The following is a 23,620-nucleotide window of genomic DNA, read 5'->3' as shown; positions in this document are numbered from 1 at the left end:
TAGGGCCGCTTCATGACAGGACGGTAACAGCCGGCGCATATTCATGCGGTTCGATGAAAGCCGCTACGCGAAGCGTGGCCAGTGCCGGAAAAGATCGGCGATGCCATGGACCGGGGCGCCGTCAGGCCCGGCGGCCAATTGGCCCTCATTGGCCAGAGTCGCATAGCCGTGGACGATGCTCCAGAGCAGCGTTTCCATCCGGGTCTGCCGTTCGCCGGGCTCGGCCGTGCCGGGTTCAAGCCGCCCGGCCAGCCGGGCAAGCACGCCGTAGCTCTCCGAGGCGGCGGCGGTCAGATCCGGATCTCCGAAATCGCAGAGATCGGCGGAGAACATCAGCCGGAACAGGGCCGGATGCGCCCGCGCGAAGCGGACATATCCTTCTGCGGCGGCGTGGAGCCGTTCGACCGGCCCGTCCGCCGGCTTCAATCCGGCCTCGAGCGCGGCGGCATGGCGGCGGAACCCTTCCGCGGCGATGGCGGTCAGCAGGCCTTTCAGGCTGCCGAAATGATTCTTCGGCGCGGTGTGGCTGACACCGACCCGCGCGGCGATCTCGCGCAGGGAGAGGTCGCCAAGGCCGCGCTCCTCCAGAAGGGCCAGCCCCGCTTCGACGAGAGCAGTCTTGAGGTTGCCGTGGTGATAGGGGCGAGGTCCGGCAGGGGAGGGTGATGCACTCATGTTTCCAGTGTAAATTTTCGGCTTGGCATTGGCAAGGGGATCCGCTATCAGATGTTTCCATTGGAAATTTCCGACGGAGAGATTGATGTCCCCGGATCTGCTTTTCGGCCATGCCGGCACCCTCGCCCTGACCGGGTGGGTGGTGCTGATCCTCGGGCCGAGGCAGGGCGCCTTCTGGCAGGCCCTGCCGGCCTGGTGCATACCGGCGCTGCTTTCCGCGCTCTATGGCGGATTGGCGCTCGCCCATTTTGCCCCGACCGGCGGCGGCTATGGCTCGCTCGCGGCGGTCCGGCAGCTCCTCTCCTCGGACTGGGCCCTGCTGGCCGGCTGGGTGCACTACCTCGCCTTCGACCTTGTGATCGGTGCCATGCTTGCCCGGCGGCTCGACGCCATCGGTCTGGCCCGGTGGCTGCAGGCACCGCTGCTCTTCCTCGTCTTCCTGTTCGGTCCGATCGGCTTCCTGCTCGCGCTGCTGACCGAGCTTTTCCTGCGGGCTCCGGCCCGCCTCGCCTCCGGTAAAGCCGCCGCCTGACCTCGAGGAATTCCCATGATCACGCTGTCGCTATCCACCCCGACCGCCTCGCTCGCACCGGCTGCACCGGGAAGGGTGCAGCTGTATCAGGCCCTCACGGCGCTTTCGCTGGCGCTCGCACTGCTCTGCCTGCTCTGGATACCGTTCGAGACAAGGCGGATCGCCGGCGTGGCTGTCTTCCTCAAGCCGCTGAAATTCGCGATCAGCTTTGCCACCCTGTTCGGCACGCTGGCGCTCCTCGAGACGCGCCTGACTGCGCAAGCCCGGCAGGGCTGGGCCTACCGGCTGACCGGCCTCGTCATGGCTGCGGCCTTCCTTGCGGAGATGGCCTATCTGATCTGGCAGGCGGCGCGGGGCGAAGCCTCGCATTTCAACCTCTCGACGCCGTTCCACGCCTTCATGTACCGCAGCGTGATGGGCGGTGGCGCGCTGGCGCTGGTCTTCGGCATCGGAATCATCGGCTGGATTGCCCGCCGCGACGAGGGCGCCAGGCTTGGCCCGGGAACGCGGGAAGGGATCTGGCTCGGCTTCCTGGCGAGCAGCATCCTCACCTTGATCATTGCCGGCCGGCTGGCGACGGGGACCGGGCCTTTCACGGGCATCCACCCGGCCGGCGCGCCTGTGTTGCCGTTTTTCGGCTGGTCCGGCGTGACGGGGGATCTCCGGCCTGCCCATTTCCTCTCGCTCCATGCGATGCAGGTGCTGCCGCTGATCGGCCTCTGGCGAGATCGCACCTCTCCCCTCCATGCGAGGGGCTTTACCCGGCTTGCCGCGCTGGTCTATGCGGTGCTCACGCTGGCGGTCTTCGCGCAGGCGCTGGCCGGGTGGCCGCTGATCGCGCTGTGAGCCCGGTCGAGGGTTGCCGCCGGGCTTGCCTGTTGCCACGTTAGGCGGGCGAGCATGCGCGTCAGCAAGCCGATGCGACGAGGGACAATGGCCGAACCGATCATCATTCTGGGGGCCGGGCAGGCCGCAGCGCAAGCCGTGGCCTCGCTGCGCGCCGATGGCCATACGGGCGAGATCGCGCTGTTCGGCGACGAGCCCTTCCTGCCCTATCAGCGGCCGCCGCTCTCAAAGGCCTATCTCACCGGCGAGATCACGCCCGAGCGGCTCGAATTGCGGCCGCGCGCCTTCTACGAGGAGCGCGGCGTCCGCCTTCATCTCGGCCGGCGCATCGTCCGGATCGACCCGGCTGCGCGGCTTGTCGAGGACGAGGCGGGAACGGTGCATGCTTACGGGAAGCTGCTGATCGCGACGGGAACCCGCGCGCGCCAGATCACGCTGCCGGGGGCTGATCTTGCGGGGATCCACCATCTGCGCGGCATTGCCGATGTCGATACCCTGCGCGCTGCCTTCGCGCCCGGCCTGCGGCTGGCGATTATCGGCGGTGGCTATATCGGCCTCGAAGTGGCGGCCAAGGCGCGCGCACTTGGCCTCGATGTGACGGTGATCGAGGCTGCGCCGCGCATCCTCGCCCGCGTCGTGGCGGATGGTACAGCTGCCTATCTCGACAGGCTTCACCGCGAGCAGGGCGTCACCCTGCTCGCCGGAACCGGTGTCGCGGCGATAAGCGGGACGGAGCGCGCCACGGGTGTCGTGCTGGCCGATGGCCGCGTGGTTCCGGCCGATCTCGTGCTGGTGGCAGTCGGCGCCATACCGAATGTCGAGCTGGCGGCGGCAGCCGGCCTCGCGGTGGAAAACGGGATCGTGGTCGATGGTGCGGCACGTACCAGCGTGCCCGACATTTTCGCTGCCGGCGATGTCACCGCCTTCGACAGCCGGCTCTATGGCCGCCGCATCCGGCTCGAATGCGTGCAGAATGCCATCGACCAGGCAAAAGTGGCGGCCTCGGCCATGCTCGGCGGCGAGCCTGCCTATGATCCGGTGCCGTGGTTCTGGTCTGACCAGTATGACGCCAAGCTGCAGATTGCAGGGCTCAGCCAGGGGTTTGACCGGACGGAAACGGAAGGCGATCCCGCCTCCGGGCGGTTCGCGATCCGTTATTTCCGCGACGGGCGGCTGATCGCGGTGGATTCGCTCAATGATCCGAAATCGCATCTCCTCGGACGGCGGGCGCTGGCCGAGTTCGCTGCGCGGGCAGCATGACCCGCCGGGCGGGCAAAGCGGGCCGCCTGGCTGGCTGCCCCGGTTCTTCCGGACGGACGATGTGACGAAGCGAGACTTGGCAACAGGGGCTGGACAGGAATGCCATCCTGTCGGTACGAACAGGTTTGCCGAAGTCTTCCGCCTGGTATCAACCCTGGATCCGGTGCCCGCTCGCACCCTCACGTTTTCCAGCCCCCATGCTCAACGTCCTGCTTGATCTCCTTGCCCTGGCGAGTGCGCTGATCGCCGCATGGCTCTGGTATCGTGCCAGCAACAATTCCGTGCGGCGGGTTTCGAAACACGAGGAACTCAACGCGCTCGATCTCAACCGCATCATCACGGCGATCAACCGCACGCAGGCCATGAACCGCCGCGCGGCCATCGCCACTGCCATTTCCGCGCTGGTGATCGCCGCCAAGTTCGCCCGTGACCTGATTGCCGCGATGGGGTGAACGGGGCGGCCCGGCGGAATTTCGCCCTTGAAATTGCCGCCAAACCCGCATAAACGGCGCGGCAGTTCGCGAGGGGCTGCCCGCGCGAAGGGTCCAACGCTGCCATTCATATCAGGGACGCCTCATGGCCAAGGAAAAGTTTTCTCGTACGAAGCCGCACTGCAACATCGGGACGATTGGTCACGTTGACCATGGCAAGACGTCGCTGACGGCGGCGATCACGAAGGTTCTTGCCGAGACGGGCGGCGCGACGTTCACGGCGTATGACCAGATCGACAAGGCGCCGGAAGAGAAGGCGCGCGGGATCACGATCTCGACGGCCCATGTCGAGTACGAGACGAAGAACCGCCATTACGCGCATGTCGATTGCCCGGGCCACGCGGACTACGTGAAGAACATGATCACGGGTGCGGCGCAGATGGACGGTGCGATCCTGGTGGTTTCGGCGGCCGACGGCCCGATGCCGCAGACGCGCGAGCACATCCTGCTGGCGCGCCAGGTCGGCGTTCCGGCGCTGGTCGTGTTCATGAACAAGGTCGATCTCGTCGACGATGCCGAGCTTCTCGAGCTGGTCGAGATGGAAGTTCGCGAGCTTCTGTCGAAGTACGACTTCCCGGGCGATGACATTCCGATCACCATGGGTTCGGCGAAGGTTGCGCTGGATAACGGCGATCCGAAGGTCGGCCGCGACGCGATCCTGAAGCTGATGGAATCGGTCGATGCGTATATCCCGCAGCCGGAGCGTCCGATCGACCTGCCGTTCCTGATGCCGATCGAAGACGTGTTCTCGATCTCGGGCCGCGGCACGGTCGTGACCGGCCGTGTCGAGCGCGGCATCGTGAAGGTGGGCGAGGAAGTCGAGATTGTCGGCATCCGCGACACGCAGAAGACGGTCGTGACGGGCGTGGAAATGTTCCGCAAGCTGCTCGACCAGGGCCAGGCGGGCGACAATATCGGCGCGCTGCTGCGCGGCACGAAGCGTGAAGACGTCGAGCGCGGGCAGGTCCTGTGCAAGCCGGGCACGGTGAAGCCGCACAAGAAGTTCAAGGCCGAAGCCTATATCCTGACGAAGGAAGAGGGCGGTCGCCACACGCCGTTCTTCGCCAACTATCGTCCGCAGTTCTACTTCCGCACGACGGACGTGACGGGCATCGTGACGCTGCCGGAAGGCACGGAAATGGTGATGCCGGGCGACAACATCTCGTTCGATGTCGAGCTGATCACGCCGATCGCGATGGAAGAGAAGCTCCGCTTCGCCATCCGTGAAGGCGGCCGCACCGTCGGCGCCGGCGTCGTCGCCAATATCCAGGATTGATCGAGGGCAAGCCGGGGCGCTTTGGCATCCCGGCCTGATGCTCCGGCGCGAATTTGACGGGCGATCCTCTGGGGTCGCCCGTTTTTCGTTCGGGAGCCGTTCGCCGCCTGTTTGCTCCGCTGGTGCCATCGCGAATTCGATCTTTGGCACGCTTACAGAGATTGCGGGCCGGGTGCAGGCCGATGCCGATACCCGGCTGGATCCACTTGCCTTTACCGGGCCCGATACGCGGATCGGTTACCATTCGTCCTATCAAGGGTTGAAGTCACGCCAGATCGGCATTATTGGTGGGGCTTATTGCCGTCTTTCGTTGTTTTGTCCGGTTTTCATCGCCCAAGTGGCGCCCGATTTGATGGATTTCCAATGCTTGCCCGATTGCTTGTTTTCCTGTGCCTTGCCTTTTCCAGCCACGCTCCTTTTGCAGCCACACCCTTTTCCGCCGGTATTCTCCGCGTGCCTGTCGCGGCAGAAATGCCGTTCGACGCTTTTGTCTGGTATCCGACGCGCGAAGCGGAAAGCCCGTTCGAGGCTGGCCCCTATACGGTCGTCGCACGCCGGGATGCCGCGCCCGCCGAGGGCCGTTTCCCGGTCGTCCTGCTCTCGCATGGATCGGGCGGCTCGCCCTTTGCCCATCGCGATCTGGCCAGCCATCTCGCGCGTGCGGGCTTCATCGTTGTCGCGCCGCTTCATATCGGCGATGCCGCCGGCCGGACCGAGCGGCGTGATGCCGGCCTCGCTCCGACCGACCGGCCGGGCCAGGCGCTGCAGGCCCTTCAGGCGGTGCTGAAGGATCCGCGCGTGGCGGACCGTGCCGACCCTGCGCGGATGGGGGCCATCGGCTATTCCGCCGGCGGCTATACCGCGCTGGTGCTTGCCGGCGCGACGCCGGATTTTGCACGCTGGCCGGCCTATTGCCGCCAGTCTCCGGGCAATGCCGTGCTCTGTTCTCACGTCACCGATGCGCGCTATCCCGGCTCACAGGCCGGGCAGTGGCAGCCGCCGCGCGAGCCGCGCCTCAAGGCGCTGGTGCTGATCGCGCCGCTGGCCATGCCGTTCGGGCCGGAAGGCCTTGCCATCCTGCGCATGCCGGTGCAGCTGCACGAGGCGACGGGCGATGCCATTGTGCCGTCTGCCAGCAATGGCGACACGCTCATGCGGGCCATCATTCCGGTGCCGCAGAGGCGGCGTGTCGCGGGCGGGCATCACGTTTTCATCGATCCGTGCCCGCCCGCCGCGATGGCGCGGCTCGGCGAGCTCTGCACCGACGCGCCCGGAATCGACCGCGCCGCCATCCATGCCGCCCTGTGCGAGCAGGTGACGTCGTTCCTGCGCAGCCAGCTTGAATGAGCCGGAGGCTGTGCAATTCCTCGGTGGGGAGGGATTGCACAGCCCGAAGGCCCATGCTATCCGCGCTATCTCTCGGGTTCGCCCGATAGGGGAGTAGCTCAGCTGGTTAGAGTGGCGGTCTCCAAAACCGTAGGTCGTGGGTTCGAATCCCTCCTCCCCTGCCATTCCTTTTCCGAAGCGGCGTCGACCCCAACCGGGCGTTCCGATCGCCGCGAGCGGCGCCAGACTTGCGATCCACCAGGCTTGTGATCCATCAGAGACAGCGCTGAACATGACCACCGAAACCATCACCATCCGCGAGGCGCGGTCGGATACCGATTATCACCGGGCTTATCCGGTCATCCGGCAGCTCATTCCCGATCTCGACATGCAGACCTATGCCCAGCGCGTCTTCGTGGCGCGGGCGACGGGCTACCGCATGTTCATCGCCGAGGCGGGGGAGGATCTTGTCGGGCTGATCGGCATGGTGCCCAACCACAACATCCATGACGGCTTCGTCACCTATATCGAGCATGTGGTGGTGGACCTGAAGCATCGTGGCAAAGGCTATGGCGTGAAGCTGCTCGAATTCGCCGAGGCAAGGGCGCTGGAGGATGGGTGCGGCCTGCTGCAGCTCGATACCGAGGAAGGCGCCCGGGTTGACAACCTCTACCTGAAGAACGGTTATCGCCGCACCGGCAGCTATTTTTCCAAGGCGCTCAGGGGCTGACATGGCCCGGCGGGCGCCCCGGCCCCTCCCGGATGGCCGCATGGCCGGGGCGGTTCCGCGCCTGCGCATCCTGCTGGGGCCCGACCACCGGCTTGGGCCCGGCAAATTCGACCTGATCGAGGCGATCGGCGAAACCGGCTCGATTTCCGCAGCGGGCCGGCGGCTCGGCATGAGCTATCGCCGGGCCTGGCTGCTCGTTGATCAGGTCAACCGCATGTTTAGGCAGCCGGTCGTCCTGGCCGCCGCCGGCGGTGCCCAGGGCGGCGGTGCCCGGCTGACGCCGTTCGGTCAGGACCTGCTCGCGGCCTATCGCCGGATCGAGGCGCGCACGCGCGACGCGATTGCCGAGGAACTGGGGCCGTTCGAAGCCGAGCTTGCCCCGCCGGAGCCGGGGCTCGATCCGCCGGGCGGCTGAGCCTCGTCACGCCGGAGGGAGGATGGCGAGGCTGCGCTCGTCGATCGTCGCGGCCTTGATCAGCGCCTGCACCTCGTCGCCGATATCCAGGCCGAGAGCATCGAAGGCAAGGCGCGTCGCATAGGCCTTCAGGGTCTGCCCGCCCGGCAGGACCAAGGTCGCCATCGCGAAGGGGCTCTCGTTGCGGTCGATGGCCGTGATCCGGCCTGACAGGACCGTCCGCACGCTGACCTGTGCCGGCCGGCCGACCGCGAGTGTGACGCCGGTGGCCCGGATCGCGACGCGCACCTCGCCCTGTCCTGTGGGGACAAGGCCCGGCACCACGATCTCGCCGGCGGGATGATCGAGCAAGGTCACCCCGTATTCCGGCAGGTAACGGCGGATCGGCGCCGAGAGCACGGAGACCGCATCGAACCGATCCGCGAAGCTGGCAAGCGCCACCGGCGCCAGCACCTCGGCCGGGCTGCCGGCGGCGGTGACGGCCCCGTTGTCAAGCCGGATCACCCGCGCGGCGAGGCGCGCGACTTCCTCCACCGCATGGCTGACATAGACAATCGGGACGCGGAATTCGTCACGAAGGCGCTCGATGAAGGGCAGGATCTCCGTTTTCCGGGCCGCGTCCAGCGAGGCGAGCGGCTCGTCCATCAGCAGGAGATGCGGGCTGGCCAGCAGGGCCCGGCCGATGGCGACACGCTGACGTTCGCCGCCGGAGAGCGTATCCGGCTGTCGCGACAGGAGATGACCGATGCCGAGCACCTCGACCACCGGGTCAAAGGCGATGCGCCGCTCGTCCCGCGGGGTGAAGAAACGGCCATAGGTGAGGTTGGCGCGGATATCGAGATGCGGCAGGAGCTGGGCATCCTGGAAGACGAGGCCGATCCGGCGGCGATGCGGGGGAATGAACACGCGCTTTGCCGTATCCAGCAGCACCCTGTCGCCGAGTGTGATCCGGCCTTCCTTCGCAGCTTCGAGGCCGGCCAGCAGGCGGATCGCGGTGGATTTGCCGGAACCGGACGGGCCGAACAGGGCCGTAATGCCGGTTTCGGCCTCGAAGGCGACGCGGAAGCGGAAATCCCGCCGGTCGAGCTGGCAATCGAAGCGGATCATTCCGGCTGCGCCCGGGTTCCGCTGCGCCGAGCGAGGACTTCCGAGGCCACGAGCGCGCCCAGCGCGATGATCACCGCGACGATGGACAGGCGGAAGGCGCCGGCATCGCCGCCGGGAATCTGCGTATAGGTGTAAATGGCGGCAGGGATTGTCTGGGTTTCGCCCGGGATATTCGAGACGAAGGTGATGGTGGCGCCGAATTCGCCGAGGGCCTTGGCGAAGCACAGGACCGCGCCGGCAATGATGCCGGGGAGGGCCAGCGGCAGCGTGACCGTGGCAAAGACCCAGGCCGGCGAGGCGCCGAGCGTGCCGGCCGCCTGTTCGAGGCGCGGATCGATGGATTCGATGGCGAGGCGGATCGCCCGGACCATCAGGGGGAAGCCCATCACCGCGCAGGCCAGGGCGGCGCCGGTCCAGCGGAAGGAGAGGACGAGGCCGAAGGTCTGCTCAAGCCATGCGCCGACCGGGCCGCGCCTTCCGAACAGGACCAGCAGGACATAGCCGGTGACGACCGGCGGCAGGACCAGCGGGAGGTGGACGAGGCCATCGACCAGCACCTTGCCCCGGAAACGGGTGCGGGCCAGCCAATGCGCGACGAGGATGGCCAGCGGCAGGCTGACCAGCGTCGCCAGCCCGGCAATGCGCAGGCTCAGCCGGATGGCTGTCCATTCGTCAGGCGAGAGGCCAAGTTCGGGCACCGTCAATCCTCAGCGCGTCACGCGGAAACCTTCCGCCTCGAAGATACGGATTGCTGCCGGCGAAGATAGATAGTCGAGGAAGGATTGTGCCTGCGCGTTGCCGGCATTGGCCGTGACCGCGAGCGGGTAGAGGATCGGCGGGTGGCTGCCGGCGGGGAAGGCATCGACCACGCGCACCCGAGGCTCGGCTTTCGCATCCGTCGCATAGACGATGCCGAACCGGGCCTCGCCCCGCGCCACCAGCGCCAGCGCGGTGCGGACATTCTCGACGCCGGCGATCCGGGGCCTGATGGTCTCCCAAAGGCCGAGATGGGTCAGGGCCTGCTGCGCATAGCGGCCGACCGGGACGGATTGCACCTGCCCGGTGGCGAGGCGGCCATCGCCCAAAGCTTCGGCCAGAGCGAAGCCGGGCCCGATCTTCAGGGGCGTGGGCGGACGATCCGCCGGCTCGATCAGGACCAGCGTGTTTTCCAGCAGCGTCCGCCGCGTCTCCGGGCGGATGAGGTTGCGTTGCTGCGCCCAATCCATCCAGTCGAGATCGGCACTGGCGAAGAGATCCGCCGGAGCGCCCTGTTCCAGCTGGCGGGCGAGGGCGGAGGAGGCGGCATAGGAGAAGGTGACCTTGCCGCCTTTCTCCTTCTGCCACGCCGCTGCGATGGCGTTGAAGGCCGTTTGCAGGCTTGCCGCCGCGAATACGAGGACGGGTCGTGCCTCCTGCGCCGGGGCAGGCCCCATCGCCAACGCCATCAGGCCCAGGGTGACGAACAGGCAGCGGAACATTGGCTTCGGGCTCCCGGACTCGCTATGTTCAATCAGACATAGCGATGATCGCCGGACAGGGTCAATCCGGCCTTTGCCGGGAGGGCCAAACTTCGGGCTGGGATGCCGGAGCCGCGCCGGTCAGGCCGCCGGCATGGCAAGGCCCAGGATCTGCCGTGCCTGCTGCCAGGTTGCAACGGGGCGCCCACACTTCTCGCAGAGTTCGGCCGCCCGCTTCACCAGAGCGGCGTTCGACGGGGCGAGGGTGTTCCGGTCGAGCCGGACATTGTCCTCCATCCCCGTGCGGGTATGGCCGCCGCGCGCGATGGCCCATTCATTGAGGCGGATCTGCTCCGGGCCGATACCGGCGGCACACCATGGCGCATCGGGTGCGAGGCGGCGGAGAGTCTCGATATAGATGTCGAGGATGGGCTCGTCCGCCGGCATGGCATTCTTCACGCCCATGACAAACTGCACATAGAGAGGGCCTTTCAGCCGGCCATCGGCGGCCATCCGGCAGGCCTGCACGATATGCGAAAGGTCAAAAGCCTCGATTTCCGGCTTGACGCCGTAGGCGAGCATTTCCGAGGCGAGCCAATCCACCAGATCCGGCGGGTTTTCATAGACGCGGGTGGGGAAATTGTTGGAGCCGACCGAGAGCGAGGCCATGTCCGGGCGGAGCGGCAGCATGCCGCCGCGCGTCTTGCCAGCGCCGGAGCGGCCACCGGTGGAAAGCTGGATGATGAGGCCCGGGCAATGCTTTTCGAGCCCTTCCTTGAGCCGGGCGAATCGCTCCGGATCGGATGTCGGGCGGCCCTCGTCATCGCGCACATGGCAATGGGCGATCGTGGCGCCGGCCTCGAAGGCTTCCTGCGTCGATTCGATCTGCTCCGCGATCGTGATCGGAACCGCCGGGTTGTTCTCCTTGGTCGGGAGGGAGCCGGTAATCGCCACGCAGAGGATGCAGGGATTGTCGGCGGGGGCGGGCATGGCAGGCGGCTTTGCAGGCATGGCGGGACCTCGGTCTGTGTTCGGGTCAGGCGGAAGCGATGATGTCGGGCAGGTCCGGCAGGGCGGTCGGGTCGGCGAGGACAAAGCGCAAGACGGCTTCGACGACGCTGCGCCGCCGGCGGGCAAGGGCCTGCTTCTCGCCCATGTCATGGCCGAAGACCTGCCGGATCGAGGCGCGGTTCGACACGTTGTAGAAGGCTGGCGCGGAGATGGTGATATGGATGTCGAGCGGGTCGAGCCCCGGCCGGAACAGCTCTTCCGCCAGCCCCCGGGCATAGATCGCCCGGATGGTCGAGATCGCGGAGAGGTTGAGCTCGGCGATCGCCTTCGACCGCGCGAGATGGCGGCCATGGTGGATGTTCTCGATCATCACCATCCGGACGAAGCCAGGATTGGCAGCGTGATAGTCGAAGGTCAGCGCCGTGAGCCGGGCGAGAGCCGCGACTGGGCCGGTCGCCACCGGGTCAATGGCCGTCTCGGCGGCGCGCATGCCGCTATATGCCTCTTCGAGGACAGCAAGGTAGAGACCCTCCTTGTCGCCGAAGTAATAATAGATCATCCGCTTGGATGTGGCTGTGCGGGCCGCAATCTCGTCGACCCGGGCGCCGCTGAGGCCCTTCTCGACGAATTCCTCCCAGGCTGCAGCGAGAATATCCTTCCGGACGCGATCCGGGTTCCGGCGCTGCGGCGTCGGGCGGGTGGTTCCCTCCGGGGTCGGCTGCGGGCGTGCCATCTTCTCGTCCTTGGGGGCAAGCCTAATGGTTTGGCCTGTGATGTAAACCCACCGGTTCGTACAAAACGGGCTTGCGCGTTTTAACCAGGCGGTTCATAACCGGTGCAGACGAAGACCATGGCGCGGAAAATCGCCGGGCATGCTGCATACGGCTTGCATCGACGCATCAAACCGTGCCTGCATAGGCGCAATTGTTCCGGAGGCCGGACGCGGTGGAGAACGCCGGCAACGTCTCTCGGAAACGAACCGCTCATAGGGAGGACATCGTGAGCACCATCTTCAACCGTCGCATCTTCCTCGGCGCTGCGAGCGCCATTGCCCTGGGGCTGACCGCCACTGCCGCTTCGGCGCAGGGCATCAAACTGACGCTGTCATCCCCGGCCACGCCGACCGACCAGCGTGCCGTCGCGCTGACCGAGATTTTCGGCCCGGCCGTCAAGGAATTCGCCTCGTTCCAGCCGCACTGGAACGCCACGCTGTTCAAGCAGGGCACGGAACTCGAGGCCATTGCCCGCGGCAATCTCGACATGTCGATCACCTCGCCGCAGGAGCTGGCGACGCTGATCCCGGGCTGGTCGATCTTCACCGCCGGCTACCTGCTGCGCGATGCGGACCATCAGAAGAAGGTCTTTGCCAACCCGCTGATGAATGACCTCAAGAAGCAGACCGAAGACAAGCTCGGCGTGAAGCTGCTCTCGGTGATGTATCTCGGCCGCCGCCAGGTGAACCTGCGCATCGACAAGGAAATCAAGACTCCGGCCGATCTCGCGGGCGTGAAGCTGCGCATGCCGGGCACGGAAGCCTGGCTGTTCCTCGGCACTGCCCTCGGCGCGAACCCGCTGCCGCTGGCCTTCACCGAGATCTACACCGCGCTGCAGACCGGCGCGATCGACGGGCAGGACAATCCGCTCCCGACCGTGCGCGATTCGAAGTTCTTCGAAGTCACCAAGCAGATCGTGCTGACCAGCCATCTGGTGGACCAGAACTACCTCGCCATTTCGAAGAAGGTCTGGGACAAGCTCACGCCGCAGCAGCAGGCCGTCATGCAGAAGGCGGCGGATGATGCGGCTGAATCGGGCCGCAAGAAGCAGCTGGCGCTGGAAGCGGAACTCGAAGGCTTCTTCAAGGCGAAGGGCCTGAAGGTCTACACGCCGGATGTCGAGGCCTTCCGCAAGAAGGTCCAGGCGGACTACCTCGCATCGAAGTTCGCCAAGGACTGGCCGGCGGGCATGGTCGAGAAGATCAACGCCGTGAAATAATCCGGACGCCGCCTGCCTTATCCGCAGGCGGCGTTTCTTTCTCTCCTGCCGGGGGGTGGGGCGATGCTCTCGCTGATCCATCGGGCGCGGATCCTGGCGCTCGACATTGCCGCCCTCATGCTGGGTGCGCTTTTCATCGTCTTCCTGATCCAGATCGCAGCGCGCTATGTGTTCAATGCGCCGGCCCTCTGGACTCTGGAAGCGTGCCTGACCCTCTGGCTCTGGGTCGTCTTCTGGGGCGGCGCTTTCGTCCTGCAGGAGAAGGACCATGTCCGTTTCGACGTGCTCTACATCGCTGTCGGGCGGAACATGCGCCGGGCCTTTGCCATCATTTCGGCCCTTGCCATCGGCGGTGGCATGCTGGCGGCGCTGCCCGCCACCTGGAGCTACATCACCTTCTACCAGATCAAGCGGAGCGCGGTGATCGGCATCCGGCTCGACATCGTTTTCAGCATCTATGCCGTTTTCGCCGTCATGCTCGTGATCCGCTATTTCTGGCGGGCTTTCCTTGTGGCCCGTGGCGCCGATCCGGATGAACTCGACCGGCGCGAAATCCAGGACGGGTATCACGTCCAATGAGTCTCGCTCTGTTCTCCTGCCTCATGATGCTGTTCACCATGGCCACGATCGGGGCGTCGATCCCGCTGTCGATGATCATCTCGGCCATCGTCTATCTGGCCGTGAAGGGCCAGGATATGGGCCTCGCCGCAGAGCAGATCATCCAGGGCCTCTATGACAGCTTCGTCATCCTGGCGATTCCGCTCTTCATCGTGGCGGCGAATTTCATGAATGCCGGGACGATCTCGGATCGGCTCAACACATTCTGCCTCGCGATCGTCGGCCGCCTCAAGGGCGGCATGGGCCATGTCAACGTGCTGAACAGCCTCGTCTTTGCCGGGATGTCCGGTTCGGCCGTGGCCGATGTTGTCGGCATGGGCAAGATGTCCATAGACATGATGATCAAGAACAACCGCTACCCCCTCGGGTATGCGGCGGCGATCACGGCGGCGACGGCGGTTGTCGGGCCCATCATCCCGCCCTCGATCCCGATGGTGCTCTATTCCATCGTATCGGATGCCTCGATCGGCTATCTCTTCCTCGGTGGTGTTGTGCCCGGGCTGATCATGTGCGCGGCGATGATGATGCTGAACACCTACATGGCGCATCGGATGAATGTGCCGCTCGAGGAGCCGGTGCCGCTGCGGGAGATCCCGTCGGTCACGTTAAAGGCCTTCCCGGCCTTGCTGATGCCGATCATCCTGCTGGCTGGCATCTATGGCGGCGCGACCACCCCGACCGAGGCCGCTGCCATTGCCGCCGCCTATGCCTTCCTCGTGGCCGTGTTCTTCTACCGGGCGCTGAATTTCCGGAACATCCGCTCGGTCATGCATGACAGCGTGAAATCCTCCGCTTCGGTGGGGTTGATCATCGGCTCGGCATTGATTTTCAACTACATCGTGGCGACCGAGAACATTCCGGCGCAGGTTCAGCAGCTGATGAAAGGCGTCGAGATCTCGCCGATCGTCTTCCTGCTGCTGCTCAACCTGCTCTTCCTGGTGCTCGGCTGCCTGCTCGATGCCTCGACGATCATCCTCGTTATCATTCCGGTCTTCATCCCCACGGTGAAGGCGCTGGGCATCGATCTCGTGCATTTCGGCATCGTGGCCATCGTGAACTGCATGATCGGGCTGATCACGCCGCCCTACGGGGTGCTGCTCTTCGTGCTCAACGCCATTACCGGCATCCCGATGAAGGTGCTGATCCAGTATATCTGGCCGTGGGTTGGCGTGCTTCTGGCGGCGTTGCTGCTGATGATCCTCGTGCCGGATACGGTGCTCTGGCTGCCGAAAATGTTCGGCTACGTGCCGGCGATGCGCTGAGGGGGCGGGATGAGCGGCGATCTCCCCGTGCACGGCGACCGGCCATGACCGTTCCCGTTGCCATTTCCCTGCTCGGCGCGGGGCTTATCGGCCGGCGGCACGCCGAGCTGATCCTTGCCGATCCGGCGGCGCGGCTGCACAGCATCGTCGATCCGTCCGAAGAAGGGCGGATCCTCGCCGCCGCGAAGGGCGTCGCCTGGTATCCGACGCCGGAAGCCATGCTTGCGGCCGGAAAGCCGGAGGGCGTGCTGGTGGCGACGCCGAATGCGCTGCATGTCGAGCATGGCCTGCTTGCCATCCATGCCGGCCTGCCGGTGCTGGTCGAGAAACCGCTGGCGGCTGACCTGGCCGGTGCGCGCCAGCTGGTTGCAGCGGCGGCGGCGGCCGGCATTCCGCTGCTGACCGGGCATCACCGCCGGCACAATCCGCTGATCGCGCGGGCCAAGGCGATGATCGAGGCCGGCCGGCTCGGCCGTATCGTCAGCGTGCATGGCTTCTTCTGGCTGCTGAAGCCGGATTCCTATTTCGAGGTTGACTGGCGCCGCCAGCCCGGTGCCGGGCCGGTTCTGATCAATCTCAGCCATGACATCGACCTGCTGCGCCATCTCTGCGGCGAGATCACCGAGGTGCGGGCGATGCAGAACAATGCCGTGCGCGGCTTCCCGGTGGACGAGACCAGCGTGGTGCTGCTGCGTTTCGCCTCCGGGGCGCTCGGCACAGTGAACATCTCCGACACGATCACCGCGCCCTGGAGCTGGGAACAGAGCGCGGCGGAGAATCCTGCCTATCCGCCGGCCGGTCAGAATTGCTATTTCATCGGCGGCACCGAGGCTTCGCTCGCCATTCCGCGGCTCGAACTCTGGCGCAACGAAGGCCGGCGCGGCTGGTGGGAGCCGTTGGTTGCCGAGCAGCATGTCGCGCCACCGGCCGATCCGCTTCCTCTGCAGATCCGGCAATTCGTCCGGGTCATCCGGGGCGAGGAGGAACCGCTCGTGCCGGGAATCGAGGGCATGCGGACCATGGCCGTCATCGATGCCGTCCGCCGGGCGGCGCTGAGCGGCGAGGCCGTGCGCCTCGGCGAGGGAGAGGGTGCATGATCACCGGGCATACGCGCATCATCGGCCATGTCGGCTACCCGACCGAGAGCTTCAAGGCGCCGATGATCTACAACCCGTTCTTCGCAGCGCGGGGGATCGATTGCGTGGTCGTGCCGATGGGCTGCACGGCCGAGGCCTATCCCGCCTTCCTGCCGGCCCTGTTCTCGCTGACCAATATTGCCGGTGCGCTGATCACCATGCCGCACAAGGTTGTGACGCTTGACCTCGTCGACACGCTCTCCACCACGGCGCAGGTCGCCGGCGCCTGCAATGCAGTGAAGCGGCTGGCGGATGGCCGCCTGGCCGGCGACATGTTCGATGGCGAGGGCTTTGCGCGCGGGCTCGAGCGGAAGAACCGACCGATTGCCGGCGCGTCGATCCTTATCACGGGGAATGGCGGGGTGGGGTCCGCCATCGCGGCGGCGCTCGCCCGGCGTGGCCCGGCATTGCTGCGGCTTCACGACCTCGACATTGCCATGTCCGACCGGCTCGCCGCCCGGATCCGTGCCCATTACCCCGCCATCCGGCTCGAAACCGGGCGTAACGATCCTTCCGGCTGTGATATCGTGGTCAATGCGACGCCGCTCGGCATGAAGGCGGGTGACCCGCTGCCGATGGATGTGACACGGATCGAGCCCGGCGCCATGGTCGGCGAGGTCGTGATGAAGACCGAGATGACCCCGCTGCTTGAAGCGGCCCGGGCGCGGGGCTGCCCGATCCAGGTGGGAATCGACATGCTTTTCGAGCAGATTCCCGCCTATCTCGACTTTTTCGGCTTTCCCAGCGCCACGGCCGAGGAATTGCGGGCGCTGGCGACGATCACCTATTGAGGACAAGGACGATGCGGACCTCGATTGCCACCGTCTGTGTTTCGGGAACCCTGCCGGAAAAGCTGGAAGCCATCGCCGCGGCGCAGTTCACGGCGGTCGAGATTTTCGAGACCGATCTCATCGCCTGGCCGGGCACCCCGCGCGAGGTGCGGCAGATGTGCGGGGATCTTGGCCTCGACATCGTCACCTGTCAGCCGTTCCGCGATTTCGAGGGCTTGCCGGAAGCCCGGCGGGCGAAGGCCTTCGACCGGGCGGAGCGGAAATTCGACCTGCTGCAGGAACTCGGCAGCGATCTGCTTTTCGTGTGTTCGTCGGTCTCACCGGAAGCACAGGGCGGGATCGACCGGATCGCTGCCGATTTCGCCGAGCTGGGCGACAGAGCGGCCAAGCGTGGAATGCGCGTCGGTTACGAGGCCCTCGCCTGGGCGCCGCTGATTCACGATTACCGCGATGCCTGGGAAGTTGTCCGGCGCGCGGGACGGGACAATGTCGGTCTCGTGCTCGACAGTTTCCACATCCAGTCGCGTAATCTCGACCTGTCGCCGATCCGGGCGATCCCGGGAGACCGGATCTTCCTCGTGCAACTGGCCGATGCGCCGAAGCTGCAGATGGATTACCTCTCCTGGAGCCGGCACTGGCGCTGCATGCCGGGACAGGGCGATTTCGACCTTGCCAGCTTCATGGATGCGCTGGCCGCGACCAATTACGGCGGCTTCCTGAGCCTCGAGATCTTCAATGACCGGTTCCGCGCCGGCTCGGCCCGCTCGGTCGCGGTGGACGGCCATCGCTCGCTGATCAGCCTGCTCGATGATGCCGGCCGCCGGCGTGGCGCATCGATTCCCGGCGCGGTGACGATGCCGCCGCCGGCGCCGGTCGGGCGGGTGGCCTTCCTCGAATTCGCGGTGCACGAGCAGGACCGCCCCGGCTTCGTGGCCATGCTCGCGGCGCTCGGCTTTGCCGAGATCGGCCAGCACCGCTCGAAGGAGGTCACACTCTTCGCGCAGGGCACGATCCGGATCGTGCTGAACAGCGACAAGGAGGGTTTCGCGCATTCCTACCAGATCACGCATGGCACCTCCGTCTGCGCCATCGCGCTGGAAACGGCGGATGCGCGCGCCACGGTCGAGCGGGCACGCAAGCTGTTCGACGATCCGCATAACGGGCCGGTGGGGCCGGGCGAGCTCGATATCCCCGCCGTGCGCGGCCTCGGGGGCAGCCTGCTCTATTTCCTCGATCTCGGCCCCGAACTCAGCCGCTGGGCGGAAACCGATTTCGTGATGCAGGCGCCGGCGGGCGCGGGAATCGGCCTGACGGAGGTCGATCACGTTTCGCAATCAATGCAGTACGAGGAGATGCTGACCTGGCTCCTCTTCTATTCGACCCTGTTCGCCGCGCGGAAAATGCCGTCGCAGGCGGTGATCGATCCCGGCGGGGTGGTCCAGAGCCAGGTGATCGAAAGCGGCGGGCTGCGGCTGGTGCTGAACGGCTCGCAGAGCCACCGGACGCTCTCCTCCCGCTTCGTGACGGATTTCTTCGGCTCCGGCGTGCAGCATGTGGCCCTGTCGAGCCAGGACCTGAAGGCCACCGTGCGCGCGGCCCGGGCTGCCGGAATCACGATGCTGCCGATTCCGGAGAATTATTACGAGGATCTCGCCGCCCGCACTGACCTCAGCGATGCCGAGATCGAGGAGCTGAAGGCGCTCGACATCCTCTATGACCGGGACGGGCAGGGCGAGTTCTGGCAAGCCTATACCGAGACGCTGGATGGCGGCTTCTTCTTCGAACTGGTCCAGCGCGGTGGCGGCTATGCCGGTTATGGCGCGGCGAATGCGCCGATCCGGCTGGCCGCGCAAGCCCGGACGGCGCGACCGGCCGATGTCTTCATCGAGGAAGCGCTGTAATCAGCCCTTCCGCTTGGCGCTCCGGACGATCTCGTCAACGCGGTTGAGGATAGGCTCCGGCGCGCGGGTGAAATCGGGGTCATAGCCCTTGAGATCCTCCGAGAGGATGCGGATATCGGCGTCGATCCGCGACATCTCCGGCGCCGAGAGCCCGGCTTCTTCCTTCTTCATCGCACTTTCCAGCCGATAGAGCACGTCCAGCAGCTTGCCCCGGCGCGATTCGTCGCCCGGCTGGTCCTTGCGGAAGCGGTGATATCCTTCGGCCAGATCGGCGGCGCGCGGCAGGTACGAGGCGAAATAGCGGCGCGCGAGGCCAAGCTTCACCGGTTCGGCCATCAGCCGGGCATGGACCTTGTCCGCCACGTCGGCAAGCACCCGGAACTGCCGGGCAATCGCCGAATCGGGAATGGCGCCGGCGGCACCGCGGATGCGGCCGATATCATGCTTGGCCCCGAGCAGGAGATCGAAATGGGCCGGCGGGCTGTAGGCCTCGGCCGGGTAATCCGGTGCGGGTTCACGCACGACCCTGGCCTCTATGACCGGCTCGGCCCTCGCTTCCGCGCGCTGCTTGCGGGCGGCTCGGGCCAGCAGGATCCAGGCGACGAAGGCAAAAATCACCGGGCCGAACGTCACGACGGTCAGGCCGAGGGCCCAGAGCGTGATCAGCGCAAAGAAGAAGAAGGGCGCCATGGCCGCTGCCAGAGCCAATGCGCTGAAACCGCGAAACACGCCTGTTCTCCCCATACTTTCCTGCGCGTGAAGATGGGAGGCGAGGGGGGCTCCTGCAAGCGGAAAAGGCGGAAAAACGGAAATTGACGCTGCCCGCGCAACCGACTATGTAACGAAGCATTCCCTGACAAACCGGCCACGAACGACCCGCGAAGCGGGAACGGGGTCTTGCAGGCGAAAACCGGCCGTGCCCCCTTGAAAGGTCGCGGTCCCGCAGCGATCTTGGCGCAAGGCGCCGGAACGAGAAGGATCATGGGCGATGGCGAAGCCGAACCCGGTTGAATTCCTGCAGGAAGTGCAGGCCGAAGGCAAAAAGGTCTCCTGGCCGACCCGCAAGGAAACCATGATCACCACCGGCATGGTGTTCCTGCTCGTGATCGTGGCGTCGATCTTCTTCCTGCTGGCGGACATGGTGATCCGCTGGGGCGTCGGGCTTGTGCTCGGCATCGGCCGCTGAGGAGCCCGATCATGTCTGCGACCGCCCGTGCCGAACGGCCCAAGCGCTGGTACATCGTCCATGCCTTCTCGAATTTCGAGAAGAAGGTGGCGGATGACATCAAGAACGGTGCCGCCCTGCGTGGCCTCGAGGACCTTTTCGAGGAAATCCTCGTGCCGACCGAGAAGGTGACGGAAGTCCGCCGTGGCCGCCGGATCGAGACCGACCGCAAGTTCTTCCCCGGCTACGTGCTGGTGAAATGCGAGCTGACCGACGAAGCCTACCACCTCATCAAGAACACGCCGAAGGTGACGGGCTTCCTCGGGGCGGACAAGAAGCCGATCCCGATCCCTGATGCCGAGGCCGAGCGCATCAAGGGCCAGGTCGTCGAGACCAGCGAGAAGCCGAAGACCACGATCATCTACGAGGTGGGCGAGAACGTGAAGGTGGCCGAAGGCCCGTTCGCCTCGTTCAACGGCGTGGTCGAGGAAGTGGATTTCCCGCGCCAGCGGCTGAAGGTGGCCGTGTCGATCTTCGGCCGCGCGACCCCGGTGGAACTGGAATTCAGCCAGGTCGAAAAGCTGAAGTAAGCGCTTTTCGCTTGCTATTGCACCCATCTGCGCTTATGCGCACCGACTTCCGGTATCGGCTTTGGCCGATGCCCGAAATCCGTGGCGGGCGGTTGGCGGTTTCTTCTCGGAAGCCTCCACGCAAAGCCGGACCACGGTTCCAATCGGCCTGACCCCGCCCGGGGAAGGGCCTTCGCCCCCGACGGCCCTTCCAGTGGTCCGGCCGGGTTCTGGAGAGAGACATGGCAAAGAAAATCATCGGCTTTATCAAGCTGCAGATTCCGGCTGGCGACGCCAAGCCGGCGCCGCCCGTGGGTCCGGCCCTCGGTCAGCGTGGTCTGAACATCATGGAATTCTGCAAGGCCTTCAATGCGAAGACCGCGCAGATGGAAAAGGGGATGCCGATCCCCGTCGTCATCACGGCTTTCGCCGACCGCTCCTTCACTTTCGAGATGAAGCAGCCGCCGGTGACCTATTTCCTCAAGAAGGCTGCCAACCTGAAGATCGGCAAGAAGCCGGCCTCGGGTTCGAAGACCCCCGGCAAGGGCGCCTTCGTCGGCAAGGTGACCGAAGCGCAGCTGCGCGACATCGCCGAGAAGAAGATCGTCGACATGAATTGCGACACGATCGATTCCGCCGTCGAGCAGATCCGTGGCTCGGCCCGTGCCATGGGCCTCGAGGTGGTGGGGTAACGCCATGAACAAAGCTGTCAACAAAGCCGAACTGAAGCTGCCGAAGCGCACCGCCAAGGCCCGTGAAGGCATCGAGCGCACCAAGCTCTATCCGCTCGCGGAAGCCGTGAAGATGGTGAAGGAACGCGCCACCGCGAAATTCGACGAGACCATCGAGATCGCGATGAATCTCGGCGTCGATCCGCGCCATGCCGACCAGATGGTCCGCGGCGTCTGCAACCTGCCGAACGGTTCGGGCCGTACGGTCCGCGTTGCCGTCTTCGCCAAGGGAGCCAAGGCTGATGAAGCCAAGGCCGCCGGTGCCGATATTGTCGGTGCGGAAGACCTGATGGAAACGATCAACTCGGGCAAGATCGAGTTTGACCGCTGCATCGCCACGCCGGACATGATGGGCCTCGTCGGCCGCCTCGGCAAGGTGCTGGGCCCGCGCGGCCTGATGCCGAACCCGCGCGTCGGCACGGTGACGATGGATATCGCCGGTGCCGTGAAGGCCTCCAAGGGCGGCGCCGTCGAGTTCCGCGTCGAGAAGGCCGGCATCGTGCATGGCGGTGTGGGCAAGGCCTCGTTCGACGACGTCAAGCTCGTCGAGAACATCAAGGCCTTCGTCGATGCCGTCAGCAAGGCGAAGCCGACCGGTGCCAAGGGCACTTACCTGCAGCGCATCGCGATTTCCTCGTCGATGGGCCCGGGCGTGAAGGTCGACGTCTCGAGCGTCGCCGGCGCCTGAACCTCCGGCCTTCCGGGCCGGTGAATCCTTGCCCCGCGCCTCCGGCGCGGGGCTTTTTCGTTTCCCGGTCACCCGTGCCGTTTCCGGACAGGCCCGGCGGAAACGTCCCGGGTTGGAACGGATAATCGGATTCACGGGCTGGAAACACCTCTCCCCTATGCGTTGGTGCTGGCGCAGGGCTTGCAACTCACGAGCGAAACCGTCGAGTTGTACCGGAGAGAAGCACATGGTGTCGAAGCGTTACGAGGCCCTGGACGGATGGCGTGGCCTGGCAGCTCTCGCGATCACGTTCTACCATGCGCCGATCGATAACCCGCTGCGCGACATGGCCGGCTGGAAGAACTGGGAACTGTTCGTCGATTTCTTCTTCGTTCTCTCGGGCTTTGTGATCATGCATGCCTGGGGCCAGCGGCTGGTGGATGCCGGTTCGGCCCGGGATTTCATGTCGAGGCGCTTCTGGCGGATCTGGCCGCTGCATTTCTCGATCCTGTTCGCCTTTTTCGGCATCGAGATGCTCAAGGCTATCCTGCAGGCCTTCGTGGCGCTGCCCCTCGAGGAAGCCCCGTTCACAGCCAGCAAGTCCTGGATGGCGTTGCTGAGCAACATCACGATGACCCAGTCGCTCAATCTGCACGGGACCACCACCTGGAACGGTCCGGCCTGGAGCATCTCGGTCGAGTTCTGGACCTATCTCGTCTTTGCCGCCGCGGTTCTCGCCTTCCGCCGCCATCTTGACAAGGCGCTGCTGCCGATCGCTTTCGGCGCAATGCTCGTCGTGGCCTGGAACTCGCCGATCTATCTGTTCGCAACCCATGATTTCGGCCTCTTCCGGGCGATTTATGGCTTCTTCATCGGTGCGGCGACCTACCGGCTCGTCCGGTCCGAACGGTTCGTTGTCGAGGGTGGCACCGCGATCGAGGTCGCCGTCGTGCTGGCCCTGTCGAGCTACCTGCTGGCGACCGGCGTCAATCTCTCCTCGCTTTTTGCGCCGCTGGTCTTCGCGGGCGTGATCGTGGTGTTCAGCCAGGGGAGGGGCCTGCTGACGCGGGCGCTCGAAAGCCGCCCGATCCAGGCCCTCGGCCTGTGGAGCTATTCGATCTATCTCGTTCATGCGCTGCTCTATTACGGGCTGCGCCTCGTCCTGATCGTGGTGGAAAAGGTGACGAAGGTGCCGCTCACCGTCTCCGGTTCGGGCAGCGGCCGCGTGTTCAGCTTCGGCGGCACCGCGATCGACCTCCTGGTCATCGCCGCGCTGCTGCTGGTAACGATCGTCATTTCGGCCAAGACCTATCGTTTCATCGAGCGGCCGTTCATGATCTCCCGCGCCCGGGGAGAGGAAACGACGGCGTCGGGACAGACCGTTCCGGCATGACCGGCCGGAACAAAGTTCGGGATTTTGTCAAGCCCCCTCTTGCGTCCTGATCGCCAAGGCATTATTGACCACAGCTTGCGGACGAGGATCGCGGGAAACCGTGTCCTCTTCTGTCGCGCCCGACAAGGGTGCGAACTGGCTGGAATAGGGTGATCCAAAGTGATCCTTTCTTCCAAACCAGTCAATCCTGTCCGAGACTGCAGGTGCAAGGGTTGTCAGACATTCGCATCGATCCGGTTCGCGCAAGCGATCAGGGGAGAGCTTTCTGT

The 23,620-nt window shown here is 65.5% G+C and carries 26 protein-coding genes and 1 tRNA gene; 20 read left to right on the top strand and 7 right to left on the bottom strand.

The genetic code is table 11. The annotated features are described in order from the left end of the window. Positions 1 to 63: 63 nt before the first annotated feature. A complete protein-coding gene (locus P0652_RS02675; protein WP_284177204.1) occupies positions 64 to 675 on the bottom strand; it encodes a TetR/AcrR family transcriptional regulator in 612 nt (203 codons plus the stop codon). 85 nt (positions 676 to 760) lie between these two features. On the opposite strand from P0652_RS02675, the gene P0652_RS02670 reads away from it, so the two are divergent. The 9 genes from P0652_RS02670 to P0652_RS02630 all read left to right on the top strand — a co-directional run bounded on the left by P0652_RS02670 (position 761) and on the right by P0652_RS02630 (position 7,551). Further along, positions 761 to 1,207 carry an abscisic acid-deficient protein Aba4 family protein gene (locus tag P0652_RS02670; protein ID WP_284177203.1) on the top strand — a complete coding sequence of 149 codons (447 nt, stop codon included), beginning with the start codon at positions 761 to 763 and terminating at the stop codon, positions 1,205 to 1,207. Positions 1,208 to 1,222: 15 nt separating this feature from the next. Further along, a complete protein-coding gene (locus P0652_RS02665; protein WP_284177202.1) occupies positions 1,223 to 2,053 on the top strand; it encodes a hypothetical protein in 831 nt (276 codons plus the stop codon). A gap of 87 nt (positions 2,054 to 2,140) precedes the next feature. Then, positions 2,141 to 3,313, top strand: a complete 1,173-nt coding sequence (locus P0652_RS02660) for an NAD(P)/FAD-dependent oxidoreductase (RefSeq protein WP_284177201.1) — start codon at positions 2,141 to 2,143, stop codon at positions 3,311 to 3,313. Positions 3,314 to 3,510: 197 nt separating this feature from the next. Beyond that, a complete protein-coding gene (locus P0652_RS02655; protein ID WP_284177200.1) occupies positions 3,511 to 3,765 on the top strand; it encodes a hypothetical protein in 255 nt (84 codons plus the stop codon). A gap of 124 nt (positions 3,766 to 3,889) precedes the next feature. Beyond that, positions 3,890 to 5,080 (top strand): elongation factor Tu, encoded by a 1,191-nt coding sequence (gene tuf, locus P0652_RS02650; protein WP_284177199.1) that lies wholly within the window; start codon positions 3,890 to 3,892, stop codon positions 5,078 to 5,080. Positions 5,081 to 5,443: 363 nt separating this feature from the next. Further along, complete coding sequence (locus P0652_RS02645) at positions 5,444 to 6,427, top strand: alpha/beta hydrolase family protein (RefSeq protein WP_284177198.1); 984 nt, start codon at positions 5,444 to 5,446, stop codon at positions 6,425 to 6,427. An 87-nt stretch (positions 6,428 to 6,514) separates the two neighbouring features. Continuing rightward, positions 6,515 to 6,591, top strand: a tRNA-Trp gene (locus tag P0652_RS02640). A gap of 107 nt (positions 6,592 to 6,698) precedes the next feature. Beyond that, positions 6,699 to 7,136, top strand: a complete 438-nt coding sequence (locus tag P0652_RS02635) for a GNAT family N-acetyltransferase (protein WP_284177197.1) — start codon at positions 6,699 to 6,701, stop codon at positions 7,134 to 7,136. A 40-nt stretch (positions 7,137 to 7,176) separates the two neighbouring features. After that, positions 7,177 to 7,551, top strand: coding sequence for a winged helix-turn-helix domain-containing protein (locus P0652_RS02630; protein WP_284177196.1), 375 nt, complete (start codon positions 7,177 to 7,179; stop codon positions 7,549 to 7,551). A gap of 6 nt (positions 7,552 to 7,557) precedes the next feature. On the opposite strand, the gene modC is transcribed toward P0652_RS02630, so the two are convergent. From modC to P0652_RS02605, 5 genes are all read right to left on the bottom strand, one after another. Beyond that, on the bottom strand, positions 7,558 to 8,658 hold the full coding sequence (gene modC / locus P0652_RS02625; protein ID WP_284177195.1) for a molybdenum ABC transporter ATP-binding protein: 1,101 nt from the start codon (positions 8,656 to 8,658) through the stop codon (positions 7,558 to 7,560). Beyond that, complete coding sequence (gene modB, locus P0652_RS02620; RefSeq protein WP_284177194.1) at positions 8,655 to 9,356, bottom strand: molybdate ABC transporter permease subunit; 702 nt, start codon at positions 9,354 to 9,356, stop codon at positions 8,655 to 8,657. Before modB ends, modC begins: the two co-directional genes overlap by 4 nt. Before the next feature lie 9 nt (positions 9,357 to 9,365). After that, the gene (modA, locus tag P0652_RS02615; RefSeq protein ID WP_284177193.1) at positions 9,366 to 10,136 is read right to left on the bottom strand and encodes a molybdate ABC transporter substrate-binding protein; all 771 of its coding nucleotides are present in this window, start codon (positions 10,134 to 10,136) and stop codon (positions 9,366 to 9,368) included. A 120-nt stretch (positions 10,137 to 10,256) separates the two neighbouring features. Further along, on the bottom strand, positions 10,257 to 11,126 hold the full coding sequence (locus P0652_RS02610; RefSeq protein WP_284177192.1) for a 3-oxoadipate:acetyl-CoA acetyltransferase: 870 nt from the start codon (positions 11,124 to 11,126) through the stop codon (positions 10,257 to 10,259). A 25-nt stretch (positions 11,127 to 11,151) separates the two neighbouring features. Next, positions 11,152 to 11,859, bottom strand: coding sequence for a TetR/AcrR family transcriptional regulator (locus P0652_RS02605; RefSeq protein ID WP_284177191.1), 708 nt, complete (start codon positions 11,857 to 11,859; stop codon positions 11,152 to 11,154). Positions 11,860 to 12,125: 266 nt separating this feature from the next. On the opposite strand from P0652_RS02605, the gene P0652_RS02600 reads away from it, so the two are divergent. From P0652_RS02600 to P0652_RS02575, 6 genes are all read left to right on the top strand, one after another. Continuing rightward, complete coding sequence (locus P0652_RS02600) at positions 12,126 to 13,118, top strand: sialic acid TRAP transporter substrate-binding protein SiaP (protein WP_284177190.1); 993 nt, start codon at positions 12,126 to 12,128, stop codon at positions 13,116 to 13,118. A 63-nt stretch (positions 13,119 to 13,181) separates the two neighbouring features. Continuing rightward, complete coding sequence (locus tag P0652_RS02595; protein WP_284177189.1) at positions 13,182 to 13,697, top strand: TRAP transporter small permease; 516 nt, start codon at positions 13,182 to 13,184, stop codon at positions 13,695 to 13,697. Further along, positions 13,694 to 14,998 (top strand): TRAP transporter large permease, encoded by a 1,305-nt coding sequence (locus P0652_RS02590; protein WP_284177188.1) that lies wholly within the window; start codon positions 13,694 to 13,696, stop codon positions 14,996 to 14,998. Before P0652_RS02595 ends, P0652_RS02590 begins: the two co-directional genes overlap by 4 nt. A gap of 44 nt (positions 14,999 to 15,042) precedes the next feature. Next, positions 15,043 to 16,095 (top strand): Gfo/Idh/MocA family protein, encoded by a 1,053-nt coding sequence (locus tag P0652_RS02585; RefSeq protein ID WP_284177187.1) that lies wholly within the window; start codon positions 15,043 to 15,045, stop codon positions 16,093 to 16,095. Beyond that, entirely contained in the window at positions 16,092 to 16,925 is an 834-nt protein-coding gene (locus P0652_RS02580; RefSeq protein ID WP_284177186.1) for a shikimate dehydrogenase family protein, read from the top strand. Before P0652_RS02585 ends, P0652_RS02580 begins: the two co-directional genes overlap by 4 nt. A gap of 11 nt (positions 16,926 to 16,936) precedes the next feature. Continuing rightward, on the top strand, positions 16,937 to 18,826 hold the full coding sequence (locus P0652_RS02575) for a bifunctional sugar phosphate isomerase/epimerase/4-hydroxyphenylpyruvate dioxygenase family protein (protein WP_284177185.1): 1,890 nt from the start codon (positions 16,937 to 16,939) through the stop codon (positions 18,824 to 18,826). Here P0652_RS02575 and P0652_RS02570 read toward each other — a convergent pair whose 3' ends face one another. Continuing rightward, entirely contained in the window at positions 18,827 to 19,555 is a 729-nt protein-coding gene (locus P0652_RS02570) for a 5-bromo-4-chloroindolyl phosphate hydrolysis family protein (RefSeq protein ID WP_284177184.1), read from the bottom strand. A gap of 259 nt (positions 19,556 to 19,814) precedes the next feature. On the opposite strand from P0652_RS02570, the gene secE reads away from it, so the two are divergent. The 5 genes from secE to P0652_RS02545 all read left to right on the top strand — a co-directional run bounded on the left by secE (position 19,815) and on the right by P0652_RS02545 (position 23,351). Continuing rightward, entirely contained in the window at positions 19,815 to 20,012 is a 198-nt protein-coding gene (secE, locus tag P0652_RS02565) for a preprotein translocase subunit SecE (RefSeq protein ID WP_284177183.1), read from the top strand. Between the two features lie 11 nt (positions 20,013 to 20,023). Continuing rightward, on the top strand, positions 20,024 to 20,581 hold the full coding sequence (gene nusG, locus P0652_RS02560) for a transcription termination/antitermination protein NusG (RefSeq protein WP_284177182.1): 558 nt from the start codon (positions 20,024 to 20,026) through the stop codon (positions 20,579 to 20,581). 221 nt (positions 20,582 to 20,802) lie between these two features. Then, positions 20,803 to 21,252, top strand: a complete 450-nt coding sequence (gene rplK, locus P0652_RS02555; protein ID WP_284177181.1) for a 50S ribosomal protein L11 — start codon at positions 20,803 to 20,805, stop codon at positions 21,250 to 21,252. 4 nt (positions 21,253 to 21,256) lie between these two features. Continuing rightward, entirely contained in the window at positions 21,257 to 21,979 is a 723-nt protein-coding gene (rplA, locus tag P0652_RS02550) for a 50S ribosomal protein L1 (protein WP_284177180.1), read from the top strand. Between the two features lie 226 nt (positions 21,980 to 22,205). Next, on the top strand, positions 22,206 to 23,351 hold the full coding sequence (locus tag P0652_RS02545) for an acyltransferase family protein (protein WP_284177179.1): 1,146 nt from the start codon (positions 22,206 to 22,208) through the stop codon (positions 23,349 to 23,351). Positions 23,352 to 23,620 lie beyond the last annotated feature (269 nt).

Source organism: Rhabdaerophilum sp. SD176, assembly GCF_030143245.1.
Lineage (GTDB): Bacteria > Pseudomonadota > Alphaproteobacteria > Rhizobiales > Beijerinckiaceae > Rhabdaerophilum.
This window is presented reverse-complemented; position numbering and strand designations above follow the sequence as displayed.

Coding starts and splice junctions, on each gene's coding strand:
- P0652_RS02660 (WP_284177201.1), top strand. CDS start 2,141: ATGGCCGAACCGATCATCATTCTGGGGGCCGGGCAGGCCGCAGCGCAA.
- P0652_RS02670 (WP_284177203.1), top strand. CDS start 761: ATGTCCCCGGATCTGCTTTTCGGCCATGCCGGCACCCTCGCCCTGACC.
- secE (WP_284177183.1), top strand. CDS start 19,815: ATGGCGAAGCCGAACCCGGTTGAATTCCTGCAGGAAGTGCAGGCCGAA.
- P0652_RS02630 (WP_284177196.1), top strand. CDS start 7,177: ATGGCCGGGGCGGTTCCGCGCCTGCGCATCCTGCTGGGGCCCGACCAC.
- P0652_RS02595 (WP_284177189.1), top strand. CDS start 13,182: ATGCTCTCGCTGATCCATCGGGCGCGGATCCTGGCGCTCGACATTGCC.
- modC (WP_284177195.1), bottom strand. CDS start 8,658: ATGATCCGCTTCGATTGCCAGCTCGACCGGCGGGATTTCCGCTTCCGC.
- P0652_RS02575 (WP_284177185.1), top strand. CDS start 16,937: ATGCGGACCTCGATTGCCACCGTCTGTGTTTCGGGAACCCTGCCGGAA.
- P0652_RS02635 (WP_284177197.1), top strand. CDS start 6,699: ATGACCACCGAAACCATCACCATCCGCGAGGCGCGGTCGGATACCGAT.
- nusG (WP_284177182.1), top strand. CDS start 20,024: ATGTCTGCGACCGCCCGTGCCGAACGGCCCAAGCGCTGGTACATCGTC.
- P0652_RS02585 (WP_284177187.1), top strand. CDS start 15,043: ATGACCGTTCCCGTTGCCATTTCCCTGCTCGGCGCGGGGCTTATCGGC.
- modA (WP_284177193.1), bottom strand. CDS start 10,136: ATGTTCCGCTGCCTGTTCGTCACCCTGGGCCTGATGGCGTTGGCGATG.
- rplA (WP_284177180.1), top strand. CDS start 21,257: ATGAACAAAGCTGTCAACAAAGCCGAACTGAAGCTGCCGAAGCGCACC.
- P0652_RS02675 (WP_284177204.1), bottom strand. CDS start 675: ATGAGTGCATCACCCTCCCCTGCCGGACCTCGCCCCTATCACCACGGC.
- rplK (WP_284177181.1), top strand. CDS start 20,803: ATGGCAAAGAAAATCATCGGCTTTATCAAGCTGCAGATTCCGGCTGGC.
- P0652_RS02605 (WP_284177191.1), bottom strand. CDS start 11,859: ATGGCACGCCCGCAGCCGACCCCGGAGGGAACCACCCGCCCGACGCCG.
- P0652_RS02610 (WP_284177192.1), bottom strand. CDS start 11,126: ATGCCTGCAAAGCCGCCTGCCATGCCCGCCCCCGCCGACAATCCCTGC.
- P0652_RS02580 (WP_284177186.1), top strand. CDS start 16,092: ATGATCACCGGGCATACGCGCATCATCGGCCATGTCGGCTACCCGACC.
- P0652_RS02545 (WP_284177179.1), top strand. CDS start 22,206: ATGGTGTCGAAGCGTTACGAGGCCCTGGACGGATGGCGTGGCCTGGCA.
- P0652_RS02645 (WP_284177198.1), top strand. CDS start 5,444: ATGCTTGCCCGATTGCTTGTTTTCCTGTGCCTTGCCTTTTCCAGCCAC.
- P0652_RS02665 (WP_284177202.1), top strand. CDS start 1,223: ATGATCACGCTGTCGCTATCCACCCCGACCGCCTCGCTCGCACCGGCT.
- tuf (WP_284177199.1), top strand. CDS start 3,890: ATGGCCAAGGAAAAGTTTTCTCGTACGAAGCCGCACTGCAACATCGGG.
- P0652_RS02655 (WP_284177200.1), top strand. CDS start 3,511: ATGCTCAACGTCCTGCTTGATCTCCTTGCCCTGGCGAGTGCGCTGATC.
- P0652_RS02590 (WP_284177188.1), top strand. CDS start 13,694: ATGAGTCTCGCTCTGTTCTCCTGCCTCATGATGCTGTTCACCATGGCC.